Annotated in this window: 23 protein-coding genes; 13 read left to right on the forward strand and 10 right to left on the reverse strand. The window is 58.7% G+C overall.

Going from position 1 to position 22,021, the window contains the following annotated elements:
- Nucleotides 1-4 precede the first annotated feature (4 nt).
- Together mutL and H8L67_RS05320 are read left to right on the forward strand one after the other, a co-directional pair.
- Nucleotides 5-1,771 carry a DNA mismatch repair endonuclease MutL gene (mutL, locus tag H8L67_RS05315; protein ID WP_434063394.1) on the forward strand — a complete coding sequence of 589 codons (1,767 nt, stop codon included), beginning with the start codon at nucleotides 5-7 and terminating at the stop codon, nucleotides 1,769-1,771.
- 1 nt (nucleotide 1,772) lies between these two features.
- Nucleotides 1,773-2,711, forward strand: a complete 939-nt coding sequence (locus H8L67_RS05320; protein ID WP_220378835.1) for a TraB/GumN family protein — start codon at nucleotides 1,773-1,775, stop codon at nucleotides 2,709-2,711.
- Here H8L67_RS05320 and rnfB read toward each other — a convergent pair.
- From rnfB to H8L67_RS05335, 3 genes are all read right to left on the reverse strand, one after another.
- Nucleotides 2,703-3,134, reverse strand: coding sequence for an Rnf electron transport complex subunit RnfB (rnfB, locus tag H8L67_RS05325; protein WP_255555818.1), 432 nt, complete (start codon nucleotides 3,132-3,134; stop codon nucleotides 2,703-2,705). The two genes, H8L67_RS05320 and rnfB, sit on opposite strands and share 9 nt — an antisense overlap.
- 3 nt (nucleotides 3,135-3,137) lie before the next feature.
- The gene (gene metG / locus H8L67_RS05330; protein ID WP_220378836.1) at nucleotides 3,138-5,189 is read right to left on the reverse strand and encodes a methionine--tRNA ligase; all 2,052 of its coding nucleotides are present in this window, start codon (nucleotides 5,187-5,189) and stop codon (nucleotides 3,138-3,140) included.
- A gap of 92 nt (nucleotides 5,190-5,281) precedes the next feature.
- Nucleotides 5,282-5,716 (reverse strand): DUF2147 domain-containing protein, encoded by a 435-nt coding sequence (locus H8L67_RS05335; protein ID WP_220378837.1) that lies wholly within the window; start codon nucleotides 5,714-5,716, stop codon nucleotides 5,282-5,284.
- A gap of 146 nt (nucleotides 5,717-5,862) precedes the next feature.
- On the opposite strand from H8L67_RS05335, the gene apbC reads away from it, so the two are divergent.
- Both apbC and dcd read left to right on the forward strand, forming a co-directional pair.
- The gene (gene apbC / locus H8L67_RS05340) at nucleotides 5,863-6,723 is read left to right on the forward strand and encodes an iron-sulfur cluster carrier protein ApbC (RefSeq protein WP_220378838.1); all 861 of its coding nucleotides are present in this window, start codon (nucleotides 5,863-5,865) and stop codon (nucleotides 6,721-6,723) included.
- A gap of 28 nt (nucleotides 6,724-6,751) precedes the next feature.
- A complete protein-coding gene (gene dcd / locus H8L67_RS05345; RefSeq protein ID WP_220378839.1) occupies nucleotides 6,752-7,321 on the forward strand; it encodes a dCTP deaminase in 570 nt (189 codons plus the stop codon).
- Nucleotides 7,322-7,334: 13 nt separating this feature from the next.
- On the opposite strand, the gene H8L67_RS05350 is transcribed toward dcd, so the two are convergent.
- The 3 genes from H8L67_RS05350 to H8L67_RS05360 are packed head-to-tail and all read right to left on the reverse strand — an operon-like array spanning nucleotide 7,335 to nucleotide 8,730.
- Nucleotides 7,335-7,625: a hypothetical protein gene (locus H8L67_RS05350; RefSeq protein WP_220378840.1), complete on the reverse strand. Its 291-nt coding sequence runs from the start codon at nucleotides 7,623-7,625 to the stop codon at nucleotides 7,335-7,337.
- Nucleotides 7,622-8,062, reverse strand: a complete 441-nt coding sequence (locus H8L67_RS05355; protein ID WP_220378841.1) for an HIT domain-containing protein — start codon at nucleotides 8,060-8,062, stop codon at nucleotides 7,622-7,624. Before H8L67_RS05355 ends, H8L67_RS05350 begins: the two co-directional genes overlap by 4 nt.
- The gene (locus H8L67_RS05360) at nucleotides 8,059-8,730 is read right to left on the reverse strand and encodes a dienelactone hydrolase family protein (RefSeq protein WP_220378842.1); all 672 of its coding nucleotides are present in this window, start codon (nucleotides 8,728-8,730) and stop codon (nucleotides 8,059-8,061) included. Before H8L67_RS05360 ends, H8L67_RS05355 begins: the two co-directional genes overlap by 4 nt.
- Before the next feature lie 61 nt (nucleotides 8,731-8,791).
- Here H8L67_RS05360 and rimO point away from each other — a divergent pair, with 61 nt between their 5' ends.
- The gene (gene rimO, locus H8L67_RS05365) at nucleotides 8,792-10,123 is read left to right on the forward strand and encodes a 30S ribosomal protein S12 methylthiotransferase RimO (RefSeq protein ID WP_220378843.1); all 1,332 of its coding nucleotides are present in this window, start codon (nucleotides 8,792-8,794) and stop codon (nucleotides 10,121-10,123) included.
- Here the strand turns inward: rimO and greB are convergent.
- Nucleotides 10,120-10,623, reverse strand: a complete 504-nt coding sequence (gene greB / locus H8L67_RS05370) for a transcription elongation factor GreB (protein WP_220378844.1) — start codon at nucleotides 10,621-10,623, stop codon at nucleotides 10,120-10,122. The two genes, rimO and greB, sit on opposite strands and share 4 nt — an antisense overlap.
- 17 nt (nucleotides 10,624-10,640) lie before the next feature.
- Nucleotides 10,641-12,155, reverse strand: a complete 1,515-nt coding sequence (locus H8L67_RS05375; RefSeq protein WP_220378845.1) for a helicase HerA-like domain-containing protein — start codon at nucleotides 12,153-12,155, stop codon at nucleotides 10,641-10,643.
- 173 nt (nucleotides 12,156-12,328) lie between these two features.
- On the opposite strand from H8L67_RS05375, the gene H8L67_RS05380 reads away from it, so the two are divergent.
- Complete coding sequence (locus tag H8L67_RS05380) at nucleotides 12,329-13,861, forward strand: transglycosylase SLT domain-containing protein (RefSeq protein WP_220380752.1); 1,533 nt, start codon at nucleotides 12,329-12,331, stop codon at nucleotides 13,859-13,861.
- A 6-nt stretch (nucleotides 13,862-13,867) separates the two neighbouring features.
- Here H8L67_RS05380 and asd read toward each other — a convergent pair whose 3' ends face one another.
- Nucleotides 13,868-14,713 carry an archaetidylserine decarboxylase gene (gene asd, locus H8L67_RS05385; protein ID WP_220378846.1) on the reverse strand — a complete coding sequence of 282 codons (846 nt, stop codon included), beginning with the start codon at nucleotides 14,711-14,713 and terminating at the stop codon, nucleotides 13,868-13,870.
- Nucleotides 14,710-15,354 (reverse strand): SCO family protein, encoded by a 645-nt coding sequence (locus H8L67_RS05390; RefSeq protein ID WP_220378847.1) that lies wholly within the window; start codon nucleotides 15,352-15,354, stop codon nucleotides 14,710-14,712. The genes asd and H8L67_RS05390 overlap by 4 nt, the downstream gene beginning before the upstream one ends.
- 90 nt (nucleotides 15,355-15,444) lie before the next feature.
- Between H8L67_RS05390 and prmB the strand changes: the two genes are divergently transcribed.
- From prmB to H8L67_RS05425, 7 genes are read left to right on the forward strand one after another with little or no spacing between them, the layout of a single operon-like run.
- A complete protein-coding gene (prmB, locus tag H8L67_RS05395) occupies nucleotides 15,445-16,374 on the forward strand; it encodes a 50S ribosomal protein L3 N(5)-glutamine methyltransferase (protein ID WP_255555820.1) in 930 nt (309 codons plus the stop codon).
- Nucleotides 16,371-17,471, forward strand: coding sequence for a chorismate synthase (gene aroC / locus H8L67_RS05400; protein WP_220378849.1), 1,101 nt, complete (start codon nucleotides 16,371-16,373; stop codon nucleotides 17,469-17,471). Before prmB ends, aroC begins: the two co-directional genes overlap by 4 nt.
- Before the next feature lie 31 nt (nucleotides 17,472-17,502).
- On the forward strand, nucleotides 17,503-18,507 hold the full coding sequence (locus H8L67_RS05405) for an aspartate-semialdehyde dehydrogenase (RefSeq protein WP_220378850.1): 1,005 nt from the start codon (nucleotides 17,503-17,505) through the stop codon (nucleotides 18,505-18,507).
- A gap of 37 nt (nucleotides 18,508-18,544) precedes the next feature.
- Nucleotides 18,545-20,215 carry a FimV/HubP-related protein gene (locus H8L67_RS05410; RefSeq protein WP_220378851.1) on the forward strand — a complete coding sequence of 557 codons (1,671 nt, stop codon included), beginning with the start codon at nucleotides 18,545-18,547 and terminating at the stop codon, nucleotides 20,213-20,215.
- A 14-nt stretch (nucleotides 20,216-20,229) separates the two neighbouring features.
- Nucleotides 20,230-21,033 carry a tRNA pseudouridine(38-40) synthase TruA gene (gene truA, locus H8L67_RS05415; protein WP_220378852.1) on the forward strand — a complete coding sequence of 268 codons (804 nt, stop codon included), beginning with the start codon at nucleotides 20,230-20,232 and terminating at the stop codon, nucleotides 21,031-21,033.
- Between the two features lie 7 nt (nucleotides 21,034-21,040).
- Nucleotides 21,041-21,685, forward strand: a complete 645-nt coding sequence (gene trpF / locus H8L67_RS05420) for a phosphoribosylanthranilate isomerase (RefSeq protein ID WP_220378853.1) — start codon at nucleotides 21,041-21,043, stop codon at nucleotides 21,683-21,685.
- Complete coding sequence (locus H8L67_RS05425; protein ID WP_220378854.1) at nucleotides 21,678-22,004, forward strand: DUF3144 domain-containing protein; 327 nt, start codon at nucleotides 21,678-21,680, stop codon at nucleotides 22,002-22,004. The genes trpF and H8L67_RS05425 overlap by 8 nt, the downstream gene beginning before the upstream one ends.
- Nucleotides 22,005-22,021: the final 17 nt, after the last annotated feature.

A 22,021-nucleotide genomic window follows, 5' to 3' on the forward strand; every position in this document is an offset into this window, starting at 1 on the left:
GGGTGTGCAGGTAATCCATGTCTTGCCGGAAACGCTGGCAAATCAAATTGCCGCGGGTGAGGTGGTCGAACGTCCGTCCTCTGTCGTCAAAGAACTGGTCGAAAATGCCTTGGACGCGGGTGCCACGCGCGTTGACATTGAATTGGTCGAAGGCGGCGTGCGATTGATCCGGATCCGCGACAATGGCATGGGCATGTCGCAGGCGGATCTGAGGCTTTCGGTACAACGGCATGCGACCAGCAAGATCACCTCGCTCGATGACTTGGAAGCCGTCCAGACCTTGGGTTTCCGCGGTGAAGCCTTGCCCTCAATTGCTTCGGTCAGCCGATTTATCGTGACCTCTTCGCAAGCGGAAGATGGACGCGGGTTTCAATTGACCGTTGACGGCGGAAACGTCGGAGACGTAACACCGGCACCGCATGCGCGTGGTACCACCATTGAAGTGCACGATTTGTTCTTCAATACACCGGCGCGACGCAAGTTTCTGCGTGCTGAGCGAACCGAGTTCGGCCATATCGAAGATTGGTTGCGCACATTGGCGCTTTCACGGCCGGACGTCGAGCTGCGAATCTCGCACAATGGCAAAGCCGTTCGGCGCTACAAACAAGAATTGGATGCGAACGAGACGCGCAACGCGCGCATCATCGACACGCTTGGCGCGGATTTTTTCGCGCAACGATTGCCCGTTGATGACGAGATGGGCGGTATACGTGTCGCCGGTTGGATCGCCAAGCCGACCTACAATCGTGCCTCGACGGACCAGCAATATCTTTATGTCAATGGACGCTGCGTCCGCGACAAAACCATTTCCCATGCCATCCGCCAAGCGTTTGCGGATGTCTTGTTTCACGGACGTCATCCGGCGTATGTGATTTTCGTGGATATCGATCCGAAGCGGGTCGACGTCAATGTCCACCCGGCCAAACATGAAGTTCGCTTCCGCGATTCCCGCGCAGTGCATGAGGTGGTTTACCGTGTTTTGAGCAACGCTTTGTCGCAGACGCGTGCGGGGAGCGCGAAAACCGTCAACGTCGCGGGGTACTCACCGCCCCAGGCAATCGGTCTGGGATTGCGTTTGGACGATATGCGTGCGGCCTATCAGGGGCTATATGGTCCGGCGGTAGATGCGTCACAAACGGCGCCGCGCTTCGAACACGCACCTATGGCCGAGGTGCAACCCGGCGAGGTGCCGCCTCTGGGTTTTGCCCTGGCACAACTGCATGGCGTGTTCATCCTCGCGCAGAACGCGCAAGGATTGGTCGTGGTCGATATGCACGCCGCGCATGAGCGCATCCAGTACGAACGTTTGAAACTCGCACACGACGCCGAAGGTATTGTTCGTCAGCCTTTGTTGGTGCCGGTGTCCATGTCTGTGGGTGAGCGCGAAGCGGACGTCGTCGAAGCGGAAGCCGATTCGTTGCAAGCGCTCGGATTTGAGCTGGTGCGCGTTTCGCCATCTGCCATCCAAATTCGCGCGGTGCCGAATGTACTGGCGCAAGGCGATGTGGAAAGCCTGGTGCGTGATGTCTTGAGCGATCTGCGGCAGCACAGCAATTCCCGCAAAGTCGAAGAAGCACGGGATGAGTTGTTGGCCACGATGGCCTGCCATGGCGCCGTGCGCGCCAATCGCCGATTGACCATTGACGAAATGAACGCGTTGCTGCGACAAATGGAAGAGACCGAACGCTCGGGTCAGTGCAATCACGGCCGGCCGACATGGACGCAGTTCGGTCTGTCGGACATGGACAAATGGTTCTTACGGGGGAGATGACATGTTTTTGAAGATTGCAGCAGCAGGCATGGCCATGGTGCTGGCGTCGGGCGTTGCCTTCGCCGACACCCAGAAAGTCGACAAACCGTTCCTCTGGAAGGCTTGCGATAGTGATAGTTGTGTCTATCTGCTCGGCACCTTTCATGCCCTGAAAAAACAAGACACGCGTATCGCGCCCGAAGTGGCGTCCGCCCAGGCGCAAAGTGACCGGTTTTTCTTCGAGGTGGATCCGGCTGAGACCAAAGATCCGATGCGTGCGGGGATGGCATTCCTCGAAGCGGCGATCCGCACGGACGGCAGTCGCCTGGATGACGATTTGACACCCGCGCTACAGCGCAAACTGCGTGCGGTGTTGGACAAGCACGGTCAGAAGAGCGAAGTGCTCGCACTACTCAACGGGGAAGGGCGTCAGCAGCTGGAGGTCTGGTACGTCGCGCTTTTGCTGACGCTTTCGGGTGTGGAGAAAGGCGAATTGGATCCGGAATACGGTCTCGACAAGCAAATGGAAGGGCGCTTAAGCGCCACAGATGCGTCCGTCCAGGGTATGGAGTCCATGCAAGATCAAATCGATGTGTTTGACGCCTTGGGCAAGAAAGCACAGATCCAACTGTTGGAGGAGTCCTTGGATTCCTTTGAGAAAGGACCTGCGGTCTTCGCGAAATTGCGGAATACTTGGCTGGCAGGCGACGAGCGCGCGGCATGGACCGAGCTCGGGTCGACTACCAAGAAGAACTATCCCGAGCTTTACCAGCGCATCCAGACCGACCGCAATACCCTTTGGGTACAAAAAATTGAGAACACCATGGCGGAGATGAAATCCGGCAATGCCATGGTGATTGTCGGTACGCTGCATTTGTTGGGCGATGACAGCGTGATCGCCATGTTGAAGCGCAACGGTCATACCGTTGAACGGGTGTGCGCGGCCTGTAACTTACGCTGATGCGTCGCTAACGACAATACAGTCCACCGGGCAGGCCGGGATACAGAGCTCGCAACCGGTACACAGCGGCTCGATTACCACGTGCATCAGCTTTGCAGCGCCGATGATCGCATCGACGGGACACGCGCTGATGCATTTTGTACAGCCGATGCAGTCCGCTTCAACGATGCGGACCTTCAGTGAAGGGTCGTGCTTCCCACGACTCCGGTCATAGGGCTTGAAGGGTTTGCCCAAGAGCTTCGCCAGCGCTGCAGCGCCGGCGTCGCCGCCGGGTGGGCAATGATCAATGCCGGCCTCGCCAACTGCCAAAGCTTCCGCATAGGGACGACATGCGGGAAATCCGCATTGTCCGCACTGCGTTTGCGGCAACAGTCGATCGATACGCTCGACAAGATTCGTCGGGCTGTGCAGGCTCCCGGACACGGCTTAACGGACAGGCATGCCCGGCTCGGCACCGCTATCCGCGTCAAGCAGGAAGAGATCGCCGCCATCGTTGCCCGCCGACAAAATCATGCCCTCGCTGAGACCGAAACGCATTTTTCTCGGTGCCAAATTCGCGATGAAGACAACATTGCGACCGACGAGGGCGTCGGGTGTCTGATAAGACGCGCGAATACCCGAAAAAATTTGGCGTGTGCCGAGCGGCCCGGCGTCCAATTCGAATCGAAGCAACTTGTCCGAGCCGTCAACGAATGCACATTGCGTGACCCGGCCAATTCGCAGATCGAGCTTGGCAAAGTCGTCGATACCGATATAGGCCACGTCTTCCGACTGTTTGACAACGGCGGCAGGTGCTACAGCCGCCGGTGCTGCGGCGACCGGTGCATTCAATGTTTCCTTGCTGGCGTCGATCATGCCTTCAATTTCCTTGCTGTCGATGCGGGTAAATAGCGGTTGGTAATCACGGATTCGATGCGCCAGAAGCGGTGTATCGCAATCGTGCCAGGTGTTCATCGGGGCGTTGAAGAACTCGCCGACACGGAATGCCGTCTCGGGTAGGACCGGGGCCAATGCCAAGGCGATCACGCGGAACAAATTCAAGCCTTGGGTGCAAACCGTCTGCAAGCGCGCTTCTTCGCCTTCTTGTTTGGCGATCACCCACGGTTTTTGCTCATCTATGTAGCGGTTCGCATCGTCGGCCATTGCCATGACGACACGCAGCACTTCCGCCGCATTGTTCGACGCATAGGCGGATTGAATAGCAGGCAAGCGGGAGACAAAGCCTGCGTACATGGCTGCGTCATCCAGCGCCGGTGCCAAATTGCCCTCAAAGCGTTTGTTGATGAATCCTGCGCAGCGGCTGGCGAGATTGACAAATTTTCCGACGATGTCGCTGTTCACCCGACTGGTGAAGTCCGACAAATTGAGATCGAGATCATCCACGCTGCCTGCGGTTTTGCTGGCGAAGTAATAACGCAGGGCTTCGGGCGCCAGCCCATGGTCCAAAAACGTGCGTGCTTTGATGAAGGTGCCGCGCGACTTTGACATTTTCGCGCCATCGACGGTCAGATAGCCGTTGACGTGCAAGCGGTCGGGGGTTTTCAGTCCGGCGCCTTCCAACACAGACGGCCAAAACAAGCCGTGGAAATTGACGATGTCCTTGCCGATGAAGTGATGCAGTTCGTGTTCGGACTCGGGCGCGATCCATGCATCGAAATCGATGCCGCGCTTTTCGCACAATGCCTGGAAGCTCGAGAGATAACCGATCGGCGCGTCCAGCCAGACATAGAAGTACTTGCCGGGTGCGCCCGGAATGCCGAAGCCGAAGTAGGGGGCATCTCGCGAAATGTCCCATGCGCGCAACCCGCCGTCCATATTGAGCCACTCTTGCAGTTTGGCTTTGACCGGGCCGACAGCCACATCTCCTGCCATCCAGTGACGCAAGAAGGTATCGAAGTGTCCCAGCTCGAAGAAATAGTGTTCGCTGTCCTTCATTACGGGCGTCGCGCCTGACAGCACAGACCTCGGGTCGATCAAATCGGTGGGCGCATAGGTCGCACCACAGTTCTCACAGTTGTCGCCGTATTGATCGGCGGTGCCGCATTTCGGGCAGGTTCCTTTGACGTAGCGATCGGGCAGGAACATGCCGCGCTCGGGATCGTACAACTGCGAAATCGTGCGCGATGCGATATGGCCTTTCTCTTTCAATACCGAATAAATGCGTTCCACCAGCGCGCGGTTGCGCGGTGAATTCGTCGAGTCGTAATGATCGAACGCGACACTGAAATCCTCGAAATCGGTTTCGTGTCCGGCTTGGATGTCGGCAATGAACTGCTCAGGTGCGACGCCCGCTTTCTCGGCGGCGAGCATTATCGGCGTGCCGTGGGTATCGTCAGCGCAAACAAAATGCGTTTCGTTGCCGGCCATGCGTTGGGCGCGCACCCAGATGTCGGCTTGGATGTAGCCCACCAAATGGCCCAGATGGAGCGGGCCGTTGGCATAGGGCAGCGCACAGGTGACGAGTTGTTTCGAAGGCATATGCGGCGGAATCGAGCAAAAAACGGATTATCGCATGGCAAAAAAAAGGGCCCGCAATGGGGCCCTTTTCCAATCCCGGTCTGTACCGTGGATCAGTGGTGCTTGACCCAGGTGGCCGTGCGGCAAAAAATCGCCTTGCAGCCGGTCACAGCGAGCTTCTTGCCGCCGTCCGTGACTTTGATGGATTTCGCACGGAAGCTATCGCCGGAGGAGGGCTTGAAGCCGTTGCCGTCGCCGTAGCTGCCATCTTTCTGAGCCTTCAAATTCCACAGAACGACGACACCCTCGATCGGGCGACCCTTGTCCTTGCCCTTGCAGGTGGTGCAAGTGGCAGGCGCCGCAATGTTTTCGACGATCTTGGCGGCGAGCGTGCCGTTTGCGGCCTTGTACACCTCAACCACGGTCATGGGTTTGCCGGATTCATCGTCGAGCGTTGTCCACTTGCCGATCGGCGAAGCGGTATCGGCCATGGCGGCAAGCGGCGACAAAGCCAACATGAGAATCGCAGTCTTGAAAATTGTGCGCATTTGGATGGGTCCCTGTATTCGTGATGCGGCGCCAGTCGCCGTACCAACACGTATATCGCATGTCCGGTCAAACATGCAAAGTCGCAACGCAACATTCAGCTGGCGTATGTTCGCCGATGCCGAACGTTAAGCCTTAAAATGGCGTCATGAATACTTCATTGCCGAAAAGACTGCAGGCGCACGCCGTGCAGGGTGCCCTCCACCCGCATGCGGGGGTGCGCAATGTCATCGTGGTCGGCTCGGGCAAGGGCGGGGTCGGGAAATCGACAACCGCCGTGAACTTCGCCGCTGCGCTGCAAAAATTGGGCTATCGGGTGGGCATTTTGGACGCGGATGTCTATGGCCCGTCTATTCCGGCGATGCTCGGCCTGCACGGAAAACCGACGACACCGGACGGCAAATCCTTTGCCCCTTTGCAAGCGCATGGGCTGCAGGCGATGTCGATCGGTTCGCTGCTCGACTCGGAGGACGCGCCGGCCATTTGGCGGGGCCCCATGGCGACCTCGGCGCTCACCCAATTGTTCAATGACACCCGTTGGGATGATCTCGATGTCTTGGTGGTGGATCTACCGCCGGGCACGGGCGATATCCAATTGACGCTGGCGCAAAAAATACCGGTCGCGGGCGCGATTATCGTCACGACGCCCCAAGACATCGCCACATTGGATGCGCGCAAAGCTTTGCGTATGTTCGAGAAGGTCGGCGTGCCCGTTCTGGGGGTCGTAGAAAACATGGCGACGCATATTTGCAGCGCATGCGGGCACGAAGAACCGGTATTCGGCAGCGGTGGCGGTCAAAGCATGGCGGAACGCTATGACGTACCGATGTTGGGCAGTCTGCCGCTCGATATCCGTATCCGGACCCAAGGGGATGCTGGCGTCCCGGTGACCATTGCCGAACCGGATTCCGCCTTGGCCGCCGCGTATGTTGCCATTGCCGAACGCACCATCGAAGCGCTTGAAAGGCGCCCACGCACACAAGGCAGTATTGCCGCTTCGCTCGTTTGAGCACACCGATCAACCACCAAGGACTTTGATGAGTATCAAGAGCGATAAATGGATCCGCCGCATGTCGGAACAGCACGACATGATTTCGCCGTTCGAACCGGGTCAGGTCAAGGTGAATCAAGAAGGCGGTCGAATCGTCAGTTACGGGACCTCGAGCTACGGCTATGACGTGCGTTGCTCCCGCGAATTCAAAGTGTTCACCAACATCAACTCCACCATCGTGGATCCCAAGGTGTTCGACAGTGGCAGCTTTGTGGACATCGAGTCCGACGTTTGCATCATTCCGCCCAACTCGTTTGCGTTGGCGCGAACGGTTGAGTACTTCAAGATTCCACGAGATGTTCTGGTGGTCTGCTTGGGTAAAAGCACCTATGCCCGTTGCGGCATCATCGTCAATGTGACGCCGCTCGAGCCCGAGTGGGAAGGTCATGTCACCTTGGAATTCAGCAACACGACGCCTTTGCCTGCGCGCATTTACGCCAATGAGGGCGTGGCGCAAATGCTGTTCTTCCAATCCGACGAGGTGTGCGATACCTCATATCGCGACCGGGGCGGCAAATACCAAGGTCAAACCGGCGTCACCTTGCCGAAAACCTGAAGTCCATCGGGCATCAACGATTGCGCTCATAGGTGACAAAAAAGCCTACGAGATCGGCGTTTTCGATATAGGGCTCGACGCTCACCACGTGGTAGCCGCGTGCATAGAACGCGGCGTGCGCCTCGCTCAATCCGTTGGCCGCGCCCTGTTTCCGGAAACCCCAAGTCGCGTCGACGAAGATCGTCACCGCCGGCATTGCTGCTGCCGCGGCTTCTTCCGCCGATTTGGCGGGACTCTTGCTGAAAATGCCCGCGCTGGCCATTTGGCTGGCTAACAAGAGCGCGAGCAGGGCGATTTTCTTCATAAGACCGGTTCCATGGGTAATACATGACTGAGTGCCTCGCGCAATTGGGCGCGAAGTGCGAGTGATTGTGCGTGGGGCCTTTTTTCGACGGGCACCGCGCCCCAAACCGGTGCGGGCCACGCGGCATCGGCTTTGAAGCGCGCGACGACATGCACGTGCAATTGGCTGACCACATTACCCAAGGCGGCGACATTGAGTTTGTCGGGTGAGAACACCTCGCGCAGTGCCTTTGCGGCAGCGTCTGTTTCGACGGCGAGTTGCGCACGTTGCGCCGCCGCCAGGTCAATGATCTCGGTGACGCCAACGACTTCGGGCACAAGAACCAGCCAAGGGTAGTGCGTGTCATCCATCAGAAGCACGTGGCACAAGGGCCAGCGCCCGAGTGCCAATGTATCTGCGGCGAGGCGCGGGTCGAGTCGCCATTCGGATGAGCTCAACGCAAGGACTCCTTGAAAAACCGCAAGCTTCGTTCATCCGCCAGGTAAGCGGCTTCGGCGTGGTAGTGACTATTGTCCACGTCACGATTGAACGCGTGCCCGGCACCTTTGTAGACGAACAATTCGGCGGCCGGTTGTGCCGCGCGCGTCTTTTCAATGGCCTCCGGCGGTATGGAGGCATCCTCCGCGCCGAAGTGGAACATCAATGGCGCCCTCGCGGTTTCGTTGAGGAAGGGCAGGGATTTCGCGCCGTAGTAACTGACTGCGGGCAAGCCCAGCCGCGTGTTGCACAGGAACGCCACGCTGCCACCCCAGCAGAATCCGACCACGCCAACAACGCCGGCGCCGCGTGCCTTCAGGACATCACATGCCGAGCGAACGACATCGAGCGCGCGATCGAAACCGACGGCCGCCGCAAGCGCCCGGCCGCGATTCATGCCGTCAGCGTCGTAGTCGAGTTCGACGTCCGGCGATTCAATATCGAAAAACGCGGGTGCGATCGCCAAATAGCCTTCTTGCGCGAAGTGTCGGGTCACATCACGGATATGCGCGTTGGCGCCGAAAATTTCCTGAATGACCACAATGCCGGCGCTTGCAGGCGTTTCAGGTTCAGCGAGATAGGCTTTGACGTCGGGGCAGTTCGCGACGTGAAGAGAGACGGTTTCCATGGGAACGGTCCGGGGGGATCAGCCTTAGAATAGACCGGTCCCTTGATCAGAACCACGGCACATGACCATCGCAGCACCCAAAGTCGGTTTCGTCAGTCTCGGCTGCCCGAAGGCGCTCGTCGACTCAGAACGCATCCTGACGCAACTGAAAGTCGAGGGTTATGCCGTCGCACCGAACTACGACGACGCGGATGTGGTGGTGGTGAACACCTGCGGATTCATCGATTCAGCGGTGGCCGAATCCTTGGACGCGATCGGCGAAGCCATGGCGGAAAACGGTAAGGTCATCGTCACCGGTTGCTTGGGTAAACGTGCAGACATCATTCGCGAGGCACATCCGGGCGTGTTGTCGATCAGCGGCCCGCAAGACTACGTGAGCGTGATGGATGCCGTGCATTCGGCGCTGCCGCCGGCGCATGATCCGTTCATCGACTTGATCCCGGACTACGGCATCAAACTGACGCCCAAGCACTATGCCTACCTGAAAATTTCGGAAGGCTGCAACCATCGCTGCACCTTCTGCATCATTCCCTCCATGCGCGGCGATTTGGTTTCGCGTCCCGTGGATGAGGTCTTGCGTGAAGCCGAAAAGCTGGCCGCCGGCGGCGTAAAAGAGTTGTTGGTGGTGTCACAGGACACCAGTGCCTATGGCGTCGATGTGCGTTATGCACCGCGCACGTGGCATGAAAAAATCTATGAAACGCGCATGAAATCTTTGTGCGAAGGATTGTCCGAACTCGGGATCTGGACGCGCCTGCATTACGTGTATCCGTACCCCCATGTGGACGACATCATTCCTTTGATGGCTGACGGGAAAATCCTGCCGTATCTCGATATTCCGTTCCAACATGCCAGCCCGAAGGTGTTGAAGGCGATGAAACGCCCTGGCGCTATCGACAAGACCCTTCAACGTGTCCACAACTGGCGCAAGGTTTGTCCGGATCTCACGATTCGCAGCACGTTTATCGTCGGATTCCCGGGTGAAACGGAGGCCGATTTCCAAATGCTGTTGGATTTCATCGAAGACGCCCAGCTTGACCGCGTCGGTGCTTTCACTTATTCGCCGGTGGAAGGCGCAGCCGCGAATGCGATTGAGGGTCATGTCCCGGCGGAAGAGCAAGCGTCGCGTCTGGCGCGATTCATGGCCTTGCAGGCCGAGATATCAGAGGCCAAGCTGGCGGCGAAAGTGGGGACACGTCAATCTTGCATCGTCGATGAGATTGACGGTGAATTGGCCATCGCACGATCCAAGGCCGACGCGCCGGAAATCGACGGCTTGGTACAGATTCAAAACGGTTTCGAGGCCGGTTTGAAGCCCGGCGATTTCGTCGATGTCGACATCATGGGCAGTGACGAGCACGATTTGTACGGCGAAGTGCCCTTTGACGATTAAGCGGGATAACGCACTCCCGCAACAATGAAGCTGCGTTTGCCTGCCGGAAGCTCGACTTCGAATTCGTCGTCGACACGCCGTTTGAGCAAGGCACGGGCCATCGGCGAGTCGATACTGATCATGCCTTTCGCGGCATCGGTTTCATCCGGACCGACGATTCGATAGGTCGTGCAATCGCCGCTGTCCAAGTCTTCCAGCTGGACCACGGCGCCGAAAAAAATGCACTCCGGATCTGTAGGGGTGTCACCTGCGACCCGCAGCGCCGGGATGCGTTTGCTCAGATAGCGGACGCGACGGTCAATCTCCGCCAATTGCTTCTTTCGATAGATGTACTCCGCGTTCTCCGAGCGGTCCCCTTCCGCGGCCGCCGCCGATAAAGCACGTACAACTTCCGGACGGCGCACGCGCCACAGGTCATCGAGCTCCGCTTTCAAGAGCGCATGCCCGTCGGGCGTGATCAGCGCGGTGCTGGTCGGGGATGGAGGGCGCCAACGTCCCATGTCTGTTGCGGCTTGCCTCAGCGACGCCCGCCGAAAATGCCGCCCAAAACGCCGCGAAGAATTTGCCGGCCCACCTGGGAGCCCACTGTGCGTGCCGTCTGCTTGGCCATGGTCTCGATCATGCCTTGACGGCGCTTCGTTCCAAACAATGCGTCCTTGACCGTTTGGCCGATGCCGCTGTCTTCTTCAGCGGATTGATCCGCTGTTTTCGCCGGCGGCGCGTCGGCGGCAACCGTGGCCGCATCCGCTTTCTTCGCTAACATTTCTGCGGCGGATTCGCGGTCCACGGCTTGGTCATATTTGCCACCGACGGGGCTGGTAGCGCGCACTTGGGTTCTTTCGGCATCCGTGATCGCGCCGAGCCTGCAGCCCGGCGGAACAACCAAGGTCTTCTCGACCGGCATGGGGATACCCTTGTCTTGCAGCGTGGAAACCAACGCTTCGCCTACGCCGAGACTCGAAATGGTTTGCGGCAAATCGGCAATGGCGGGGTTGGGGACAAAGGTTTCCGCCGCTGTGCGAACGGCTTTCTGGTCACGTGGCGTGAATGCGCGCAAGGCGTGTTGGAAACGATTGCCAAGCTGGCCCAAGATGGCGTCCGGCACATCGTCCGGAAACTGCGAGCAGAAATACACGCCCACACCTTTCGAGCGGATGATGCGCACGACTTGCTCGACGCGCTGTTGCAGGGCGGGCGGGGCATCGTCGAACAGCAAATGGGCTTCGTCAAAAACAAAGACCAGTTTCGGCTTGTCCAAGTCACCGACTTCCGGCAATCGCTCGAACAACTCGCTCAGCAACCAGAGCAGGAAGCTCGAATAAAGACGCGGTTTCAGGATGAGTTGATCGGCCGCGAGGATGTTAAGCACACCCTTGCCGTCTGTTGTGGTGCGCATCAAATCATTGAGGTCGAGCGCGGGTTCACCGAAGAACGCGTCGCCGCCTTGTTGCTCGATTTGCAGCAGTGCACGCTGGATCGCACCGATGGATTGTGTGCTCACCAAGCCGTAACTGGTCGAAATATCCTTGCGTTCGTCGGCAATCAGTCCGAGCAGCGCCCTCAGGTCTTTCAAATCCAGCAACAACAGGCCGCGATCATCGGCGAGTTTGAAAACGATATCTAGCACGCCGCTCTGGGTGTCATTCAACTCAAGCACGCGCGAGAGCAGAAGCGGTCCCATTTCGCTGACCGTGGTACGGACGGGATGTCCCTTTTGACCCCATAGATCCCAAAACACCACCGGGTTCGGCGCATGACTGAAACCTGTCACACCGAGTTCTTTGATGCGGGCATCGATTTTTTCATTGGGTGTCCCGGCCATGGCGAGGCCGGCGACGTCGCCTTTGACGTCGGCAAGGAACACCGGAACACCGATCTTGGAAAAACCTTCCGCCAACGTCATCAGCGTGACGGTTTTGCCGGTGCCCGTGGCGCCCGCCACCAAGCCGTGGCGATTGCCGTATTTCGGAAGCAAATGGACATCACCGCTATCAGGACTGCTGACACCCTTGCCGACAAGAATGGGATCCATGGAAATTCCGCGAATGAAAAAATTCATTCTAGCGGTACTCGTGTCAAATGAACGGGCGTGTCAACCTTGCCCTTGCGCGCCGGAAAGACTAGGCTCGGGTTTCAGCTTCAAGTGACTGGATCGGACAAGTGCGGATTGCAAAAAAGTGTGTGTTGGCGGCGTCGCCGCTGGTAATGGCAATGCTGGTGTCGCCTTCCGCGGCCGCCCGGAACAGCAAGGAAACCGCATTGCGCGCAGAAATGACGCGTTTGGAAAATGTGGCAAAGGCGGCCAAATCGGCCGATGAGCGTGATCGCGCCATCTCACAGATGGATGACGCACTCCAGCAATGCGGGAAATTGAAGGGTTGCCAAATCGTCCCGTTGCTCGAAATCTACAAGCGTTCACTCGCGATCGAAGATTCGTTGGATGATGCGGACTTGGATGACATCGATGCGGAAGACCGGATCAATGTGACCGGGCTCAACGTGCCGGACGGTGCGAACGCCGATGCACTGTTGGATGATCGCAGTCGCAATTTCCTGGCGCGCGTGCAAATGAATCCGGCGGTTCAGGCCGGCATCCGCCGCTGGTTGACGGACATGCGTCCGTCCTTGATGACCAGCTATGAGAATTTCCAGTACCTGAAACCGCAAATGGCGCCGGCGTTTCACAAGTACGGCCTGTCAGAGGCCTTGCTGTTCGGCATCGTTGCCAAGGAATCGAACGGAAAAGTCCATGTCGGGTCGCGTGTCGGTGCGGTCGGACCTCTGCAATTCATGCCCGCCACCGGACGCAGATTCGGATTGGGGAACGATGGGACCGGATTCGACACCCGTTACGACCCGGCCATGTCGGCTGAAGCGGCCGCCAGCTATATCGTGGAGCGTTTTGCCGAATTGAATGGCAGCATCGAAATGGCGTTGGCTGCCTATAACGGCGGTGAAGGTCGTGCGCTGCGCATCTTCAACGCGACGGGCAGCAAGAATTTCTGGGATTCGACCGTTTACAACCAATTTCCTGCGGAAACACGCGATTACGTGCCGATGGTGATTGCCGCTGCTTGGCTGTACTTGCATGCACGCGACTACGGTCTGCGGTTCCCGCGCATTTCCAACAAGCAGGTGTCGCTGCGACTGCAGAAGCCCACCACCTTGAATGAGATGACGATTTGCATGGGCAATCAGCGCGGCACCGACGGTTTCCAGCGCGCGTTGCGCAACATGAATCCGCGCTTGGATGCGAATCAATGGCTGCCAGCGGGAACCACGCTGACGGTCAACTCAACGATGTCGCGTGCCTACAGTTGGAATTGCGTCAACGGCAAGCGTGCCGACATCGCGCGGCAAGTGATCAGCGCGGATCCCTCGACCGCCATCGTGCGGGTGGGGGCGTTGGTCAATCGCACGGACGCGTCGGCAGACAACTCGGATGTCGTCGCCAGCAATCGTCCGGGTGATGACGCGACGTCTAACAACGATCCGGCCATGGTCGTGCAAAAGCCGGCGACAGCCAAATCACGGGCCTTGATAACCCCCGCCAAATCCGCGGCGGTCACCAATTCGGTACCGTCCACGCATCGCGTGCGCGACGGCGAAACGCTCTACAGCATTGCGCGCGATTACCAATGCAATGTCGGTGGGCTGATCAGTGGCAACGCACTGAAAGCGCCGCGGTATAACATCCGGCCCGGTCAGGTCTTGAGCTTGGCCAACTGCAAGCGTTGAGGTTACTCAACGCTTGTATTCGAACATCGGATCGCCCAATTTCACGGGCGTTTCCGCTGTGAGGCCCGATGCCCAGTTTCCGACGTTTGCCGGAATCAAAACAATCACGGTTGAGCCGTAATTGAATCGGGCCATCTCTTCGAATCGTTTCAATGAGATGCCCTTGCCGCGCCAATCCTTGCGTTGGATGCGGTCGCCATACGCGGGGATTTCAATGCCGCTCCAGACGGTTTCGACGCCAGACACGAGCAATGCACCGACCATGACCATCATCATCGGGCCGAACTCGGTCTCGAAGTGGCACACCAAGCGCTCGTTGCGAGCGAAAAGGCGGGGCACATTGCGCACGGCATCCGGACCGACGGAAAACAATCGTCCCGGCACATGCAAGGTTTCCACCAGTGTGCCGTCGCATGGCATATGGACCCGGTGGTAATCGCGCGGGGAAAGATAAATCGTGGCGAATTGGCCGTCATGAAACAGCGAGCCCAAATTCTCGTCACCCAACAATTCGGCGGTCGTGAACGATTGACCCTTGGCTTGGAAAATGCGCCCGTCCTCAATCGTTCCACATTGACTGATGCGACCGTCTGCCGGCATCGCCATGATGCGGTCATCCGTCGGGGGATTGCGCACGCCTTCTTTTAGCGCACGCGTGAAGAAGGCATTGAAGGTCGGGTAGCGGGACGCATCGGGTTCGGCTGCTTCGGCGAGATTCACGCCGAATTTGCGTACAACCGTATCGATCAACCATTGTTTGACACGGGGCTGTTGGGAGTAAGCCAAGCTACGCGCAGCGCTGGAGAGCGCGCGATGCGGCAGTACGTAGGTCAACCAAGTCAGCGGGCTCACGGCGTCGGTGCCTTTGCCAAGACATCGAAATCGCGTTGGATGGCGGCCGCGTCGAACGGCGCCTTCAGAAATCCTGCCAATTCACCGCGGGGATTGATCACCGCCATCGCCGCGGAGTGGTCCACGCTGTATTGGTCGGGTTTCGAGGCGTCCTCGGGTGCGTTGCGCATGAAAACCATCGACAGCGACTGGGTGAATTCCAGCAGGTGCGCCTCATCCGTGGTCGCGGCGAGCGTATCGGCACTGAAGGCGCTGGCATAACGCTGCGCAACTTCGGGTGTGTCGCGGTTCGGATCCACACTGACGAAAACCAAGCGAGGGCGCTGATCGGCGGCATAGGTCTGATTCCAGTGCGCCTGCACCGGCTTCATGGTGGCGAGCGTCGTCGGGCAGATGTCCGGGCAATGCGTGAAGCCAAGAAAAATCAGGGTCCAATGCCCCTTCAAATCCGCGGGCGTGAAGCGCTGGCCGCCTGCGCGTTGCAATTCGAATGCCGGTAACGCACGCGGTGCGTCCATGAGCTGGACCGCGGTCAATTTCGGTGGGGCTGCGGCGGGCCGTTCGAAATACAGCCATCCGGAGACCAAGCCGGCCAAGCCGAATGCCACTACAAGGATCCACAAAGTCGAACGATTGAACATGGAAAATCGGCATCAGAAGAGTGCCCCAATGATACCGTCTGCATGACGTGTCGCCTCTATACTGTGGGATTCATCCATCGAGCCTCGCCCGTGCTTCCCGCCAACGTCCCCGAACTGCGCACTCTCATCGACCACATCCGTTACGGCGGAAGCCGCTTCAATGAGGCCGGCCTGACGTTTGGTCACAGTTTCGACAACGCCATGGATGAGGCCACACAGTTGGTGCTTCACGCCTTGCACATGCCGCATGACCTCTCGCCGGTCTATGGCGCTGCGGCTGTGACGGCGGAAGAGCAGGCCAAGATCCTGGCGCTGTTCAACCGCCGTATCAATGAACGGATTCCGGCCGCGTACCTCACCGGCGAGGCATGGTTTGCGGGCCTGTCGTTCAAGTCCGATCCGCGGGCGCTGGTGCCGCGCTCCCCGATTGCCGAATTGATCGAATCCGGCTTTGAGCCGTGGTTGGGCGGTCGCGAAGTATCGCGGGCCTTGGATCTGTGCACCGGATCGGGCTGTATTGCGATCGCAATGGCCCATTACCAGCCTGACTGGCAAGTCGATGCTGTCGATTTGTCAGATGACGCGCTGGCACTGGCGGCGGAAAACAAGGCGCGACTTCTGACCGAAAACGTCGAGTTGGTGAAGTCGGATCTGTTCTCGCAATTGTCGGGCCGCGTCTACGATTTGATCGTGACGAACCCGCCCTACGTCACCAATGACGAAACGGATGCGCTTCCCGCGGAATACGCTTTTGAACCCGAGATGGGTTTGCGCGCCGGTGATGACGGACTCGACCTTGCATTGAAAATCATGCGGGACGCGCCGGCGCATTTGAGTGAGGACGGTTTGTTGATTTGCGAAGTCGGCGAAGCGGAACATGCTTTGGCGGCTTTGTTGCCGGAAGTGCCGATGGTTTGGGTCGAATTCAAAGTCGGACAAATGGGAATTTTCGTGATCGAACGCGAGGACTTGGTGCAGCATCACGACCGCATTCGCAGTTTGGCGGACGCACGCGGTTGAATAGCTTCGGCAGGCTCTTGCGTGTCACTACGTTCGGCGAGTCGCACGGACCGGCGATCGGCTGCGTGGTGGATGGCTGCCCGCCGGACATCCCTCTGAAGGCCGCTGACTTCAGCGAAGATCTGGCACGCCGCGCCACCGGAAAATCGCGTCATGTATCGCAGCGCCATGAGCCGGATGAGGTTGAGATCCTGTCAGGCGTCTACGAAGGCGTCACAACGGGCACCCCGATTGCGCTGTTGATCAAGAATGTCGATGCGCGCAGCAAGGACTACGCAACCATTGCCCAAAGCTTCAGGCCCGGGCACGCCGACTACACCTACCTGCGCAAGTACGGCATTCGTGATCCGCGTGGCGGGGGACGCAGCAGTGCGCGTGAAACCGCGGTCCGCGTCGCGGCGGGCGTCATCGCCAAGAAATGGCTGCGGCATCGTCACGGCATCGAGATTCGTGCCTGCGTCACACAGGTCGGCACGTTCAAAGCGGACCGTTTGGACTGGACGCACGTCGAAGACAACGGATTGTTTTGGCCGGACGCGGCGCAAGTGCCGCAATTGGAAGCCTATTTGGATGCATTGCGGAAGTCGGGCGACTCCTGCGGAGCGCGCTTGTTGGTGGAGGCCACTGGTGTCCCTGCCGGATGGGGCGAACCGGTTTACGGAAAGCTCGATGCGGAAATTGCCGCTGCCATGATGTCGATCAACGCGGCTAAGGGCGTCGAGATCGGGGCTGGGTTCGACAGTGTCGCGCAATCAGGCACGCAGCATCGGGATGCCCTCACGCAGGAGGGGTTCCTCTCCAATCACGCCGGCGGAATTCTGGGTGGCATCAGTACCGGCCAGATGATTCGCGTCGGTGTCGCGTTCAAGCCAACCTCCAGTTTGCGTATCCCCGTGCAAAGCTTGGATGAGCGCGGAGAAGTGGTGGAGGTGGTCACGACTGGCCGGCACGATCCCTGTGTGGGCTTGCGCGCCGCACCGATTTGCGAGGCGATGTTGGCCCTCGTGTTAATGGATCAGGCCATGCGCCATCAGGCCCAATGCGGTGAAGTCGTGCACGATATGCCCGCCATCCCGCCGGGTCGTGAAGAATTTTGATCGTTTCAGTACAAAAGCACAGAGAACGGATATGAAAGTTGCAGTTGTGGGCGCCACGGGCGCGGTCGGTGAAGTGATGCTTTCCATTCTGGCGGAGCGCAAATTCCCGGCCGATGAAGTTGTGGCCTTGGCCAGTGAACGGTCGGCGGGCAGTGAAGTTGAGTACGGAAATCGAAAACTGACCGTGCGCGATTTGGCCAGCTTTGACCCGGTCGGCGTGGACATCGCCTTGTTCTCTGCAGGCGGCGAAACGTCCAAAGCCTATGCGCCGAAATTTGCGGCGGCCGGGGCCATCGTGATCGACAATTCTTCCGCTTTCCGCCAGGACCCGGATGTGCCCTTGGTCGTCTCGGAAGTGAATCCTGAGGCATTGAATGACATTCCCAAAGGCATCGTCGCCAATCCGAATTGCTCGACGATGCAGTTGATGGTTGCCATTGCCCCCATCCACCGCAAGGTCGGCATCGAGCGACTGAATATTGCCACTTACCAATCCGTTTCCGGCACGGGAAAACGGGCGATGGAAGAGTTGGGTAAGCAGACCGCCGACTTGCTGAATTTCAATGCCGCCGAGCCTTCGGTTTATCCCGTGCAAATCGCATTCAACGTGATTCCCCATGGTGGCGATTTTCTCGACAACGGCTATACCTCTGAAGAAATGAAGTTGGTATGGGAAACCCGCAAGATTCTTGGCGATCCTTCCATTCAGATCAACGCCACCGTGGTCCGCGTTCCCGTGTTTTTCGGGCATTCCGAAGCGGTTGCCATCGAGACACGCGAAAAGATTTCGGCGGCGGAAGTGCGTCAGCTGATCGATCAAGCGCCGGGTGCCGAGTTGGTGGACATGCGTGAACCCGGTGGATATCCGACACCGGTCACCCATGCCTCCGGCAACGACGCCGTTTTCGTCGGACGGATTCGTGAAGACATCTCGCATCCGCGCGGCATCAACATGTGGGTGGTCTCGGACAATATTCGCAAAGGGGCGGCTTTGAACGCGGTCCAGATTGCCGAATTGATTGCAAACAAGCCTTGATTCCCTCTACAGTGCCAAGAGGATATTGGGGCTTGACATGAAGAAGTTCTTGCAAGTCATTGTGATTGCACTGGCTTTCGCGGTGGCCAGCGTGCCTGCATGGGCATTGGGATTGGGACAAATCCAGGTCAAGTCGCGTCTCAACGAGCCGTTTCTGGCCCATATTCCGATCATTTCAAATGATCCTGCCGAGCTGCAGGAGCTGAGCGCCAAACTCGCCGATCCCGAGACCTTCGTCCGCATCGGTTTGCCTTTGCCTGATCGACTGGTTTCCGATTTACATTTCTCGATTGAGACCGGCGATGACGGCAAGCCGTTCGTCAAGGTCACCAGTGTGACGCCGGTGACCTTGCCCGAGCTGGATTTCCTCGTTGAAGTGCAATGGTCCGACGGCCGGCTGGTACGCGAATATTCGGCACTCATGGCGGCGCCCAATACGATTGCCGGTGCGCCACCGGTTATCGAAGCGCCAACCGTCGCCGCCGCCAATACCGTCGAGCGAATGGATACGGCCGCGACGGAAAGCCTGCCCGATGCCATCGCGCCAACGCCTTCATCCACAACGACCGTCGACGAGACGCGGGTTGCTGACAGCAATCTCGCCAATACGCCTTCGGTGGTCCGCGATTCGGGTATTGCCGCATCAGGCAAGACCTACGGCCCGATCCGATATGGCGAGACGCTCGGCGACATCGCGCGTGAAATGGCGGGCTCCAACGGCGATGCCGTGGCCACCATGCAGCAGTTGTTGGCACTCAATCGCGATGCCTTCATCGGCGGTAACATCAATCGGCTCAAGGCCGGCGCGGTGCTTCGAACACCGGAAGGCAGCCGCGATGTGAAGCCGGCGGACGCCGAAGAGCGTGCCGCAGTGACCGCTGCCGCGCCGTCAATGACCAATCGCGCTGCACGCGCGGAAGACACTTCTACCGTGGCGAATACCGTGTCGGGTGCGAGTCGCGCCAGCACAGCAACGGCGCCGAAGGCGTCCCGTGAAGCCAGGCTCAAGATCGTGGCACCCACAGCCAACAACGATGCACCCACCACGCGTAGCGGCGGTGGTACCCAAGGGGATGGCGACATGCTTCAACAACAACTCCAACAAGCCAACGAATCCATTGCCAGCAAAGACGCCGAAATCAATGAACTGAAATCGCGTGTCGCCGAGCTTGAGCAGCTCAAGAACAAGCAGGCACAGTTGATTGCCATCAAAGACACGCAGTTGGCAAGCGCCGAGAAGAATCTCGAAACCCGGCAGGCATCCCCGCGCAACGACGCGTCGTCGAGCGCTGCGTTCCCTTGGATGGGTCTCACTTTGGGCTTGTTGGGCGCGCTGGCGTTGGCCGGATTGGCTTGGTTCTTCCTGCGCCGCAAGGCGCCCAAGACCGCGCAGTCGGCGACACCGCGCTGGTTGCAAGAAGGTGAGGGCGCACGCACTGCACCGTCGTTTGCCGCAGAAATGCCCCGAGATGCATCAGTTCCGTCGGCGCAAGATACCGGTACGCCCGTCGATGACGTCGTGTCGGCTGATGAAAGCGAGAAGGCTGACAGCGACCACGATGCGTTGTCGAAAATTGCCAAGGCGCGGGCGTGCATCGTCGTCGGTGACAAATCCACCGCACGTGAAATTCTCGAAGAATTGCTCGCAGGAACGCTGCTGCCGGAGACTCGTCTCGCTGCCGAACAACTCATGCAAAACCTCCGCTGAGCGCGCTTTAAGCCATGCGTTTCGCCTTGGGCATCGAATATGATGGCGGCCCGTTCCACGGTTGGCAGCGTTCATCCGCTGAGGTTCCGTCTGTACAAGGGGCGTTGGAGTCCGCGTTGTCCAAAGTGGCAAATGCGCCGATCAGCGTGACCTGTTCGGGACGTACCGACGCCGGTGTGCATGCCCGCTGCCAAGTGGTTCATTTCGATTCCGAGGTGGCGCGGGATACGCGTGCATGGTTGCTTGGCGCGACGACGCATTTGCCGCGGGAGATCGCAGTGGCATGGTGCCGACTTGTTCATCCGGAATTCAATGCCCGCTTTTCTGCGGTGCGTCGGGCCTATCGCTATACGCTACTCAACCGGCAAACCCGCCCGGGCTTCATGGCTCAGTATTTGGCGTGGGAGCTGCACTCCTTGGATGCGCAGGCCATGCACATCGCCGCACAATCGTTGGTGGGCGAGCACGATTTCAGCAGTTTTCGCAGTTCCCAATGCGAAGCACCGCATGCCAACCGTCTGTTGACATCGATCGCTGTCCAGCGGAGAGGCGACCTGATTCATATTGACGTTGAGGGCAATGCGTTCCTGCACCACATGGTGAGAAACATCGTCGGCGCACTGATTGAGGTCGGGAAGGGGCGGCAACACGTGTCCTGGATTGGCGAACTGTTGGCGATGCGCGACAGAACCCAAGGCGGCGTCACCGCGGCGGCGTGTGGATTGGTGTTCATCGGGCCACGCTATCCTGAAAAATGGAATCTGCCCGAAGAGGTCACCACGCGTGAGATCGCTGTTTCGAACTCGAACCCTGTTTGACGGATTCATGCGGCCGGGCGATGTGCGCTTAGCGGGTGAGCTCGGTGCCGATGCGGTGGCTTTTCAATTCGGGCGCGAATCGACCCATAGCGTTCGGGTGGAGGCGGCGCGCAGCATGCGTCAGGCCATCACGCCGTTGGTGGGTTCCGTCGCCTCCTTTGCCAACAACACCCAGCAGGAGGTGCGGGAGGCCATCAAGCAACTGCGGCCGAATCTGGCGATCTTCGCTGGTGAAGAAGAGGACGCGTTTTGCCGTGCTTTCGGCATCCCCTTCCTGAAGACTTTCAAGCAGGAGGCGCTTGTGCCCGGAATGGATGGCAAGCAGTTGCACGCCAAGTTTCCAAGCGCTGCCGGATTCGTATTCCGGGCGGCGCAAGCTTCGAGTACCACGTCACAGTCCGACTGGAAATGGTTGCCCAGCGAGCTCACCAAGCCCTTTCTGCTCTCGGGCGGGTTTAGAATCGATGAGATATTCGAGATCATCACGACCGTCGAGCCTTGGGGCATCGTCGTCTGCGATGAGATCGAGGCCCGACACGGCCTCAAAGACGGTGAGCTGATGCGTCAAGTGGTTTTCGAATCCAGACGCGCCGATTGCCATGAGGTCCAAAACGCCTGTGAAGGCACGCTCCCGGATACACGACATGACTGACGATAACGCAACCAACACCCAGGCAAACGAAACTGAAGGCGTCGCACTCGACCCGCAATTTTTCACCGCAACGAATGCCTATCTGGAATTGGCCAATCAACAAGGCCAAACTTTCGGCATGAAGCGCGTCAGTGCAGCGATCTTGTATGCCGCTGCGCGTTATAACTCTCATGCTTTCATCGGTTACGAAACCAACCCGGCGGCCAACAAGGAAGCCTTCGTCGAATACATGCTCGACTTGTATCGCCGCATGTTGGAAGAAAACGTCGACAATTTGATCGAGAACAATCAAGCCGTCGCCAACGCGGGTCAGGCCTGACCCGCATTGGGTTTGCC

It is taken from the genome of Lysobacter soyae (assembly GCF_019551435.1).
GTDB classification, from domain to species: domain Bacteria; phylum Pseudomonadota; class Gammaproteobacteria; order Xanthomonadales; family Xanthomonadaceae; genus Solilutibacter; species Solilutibacter soyae.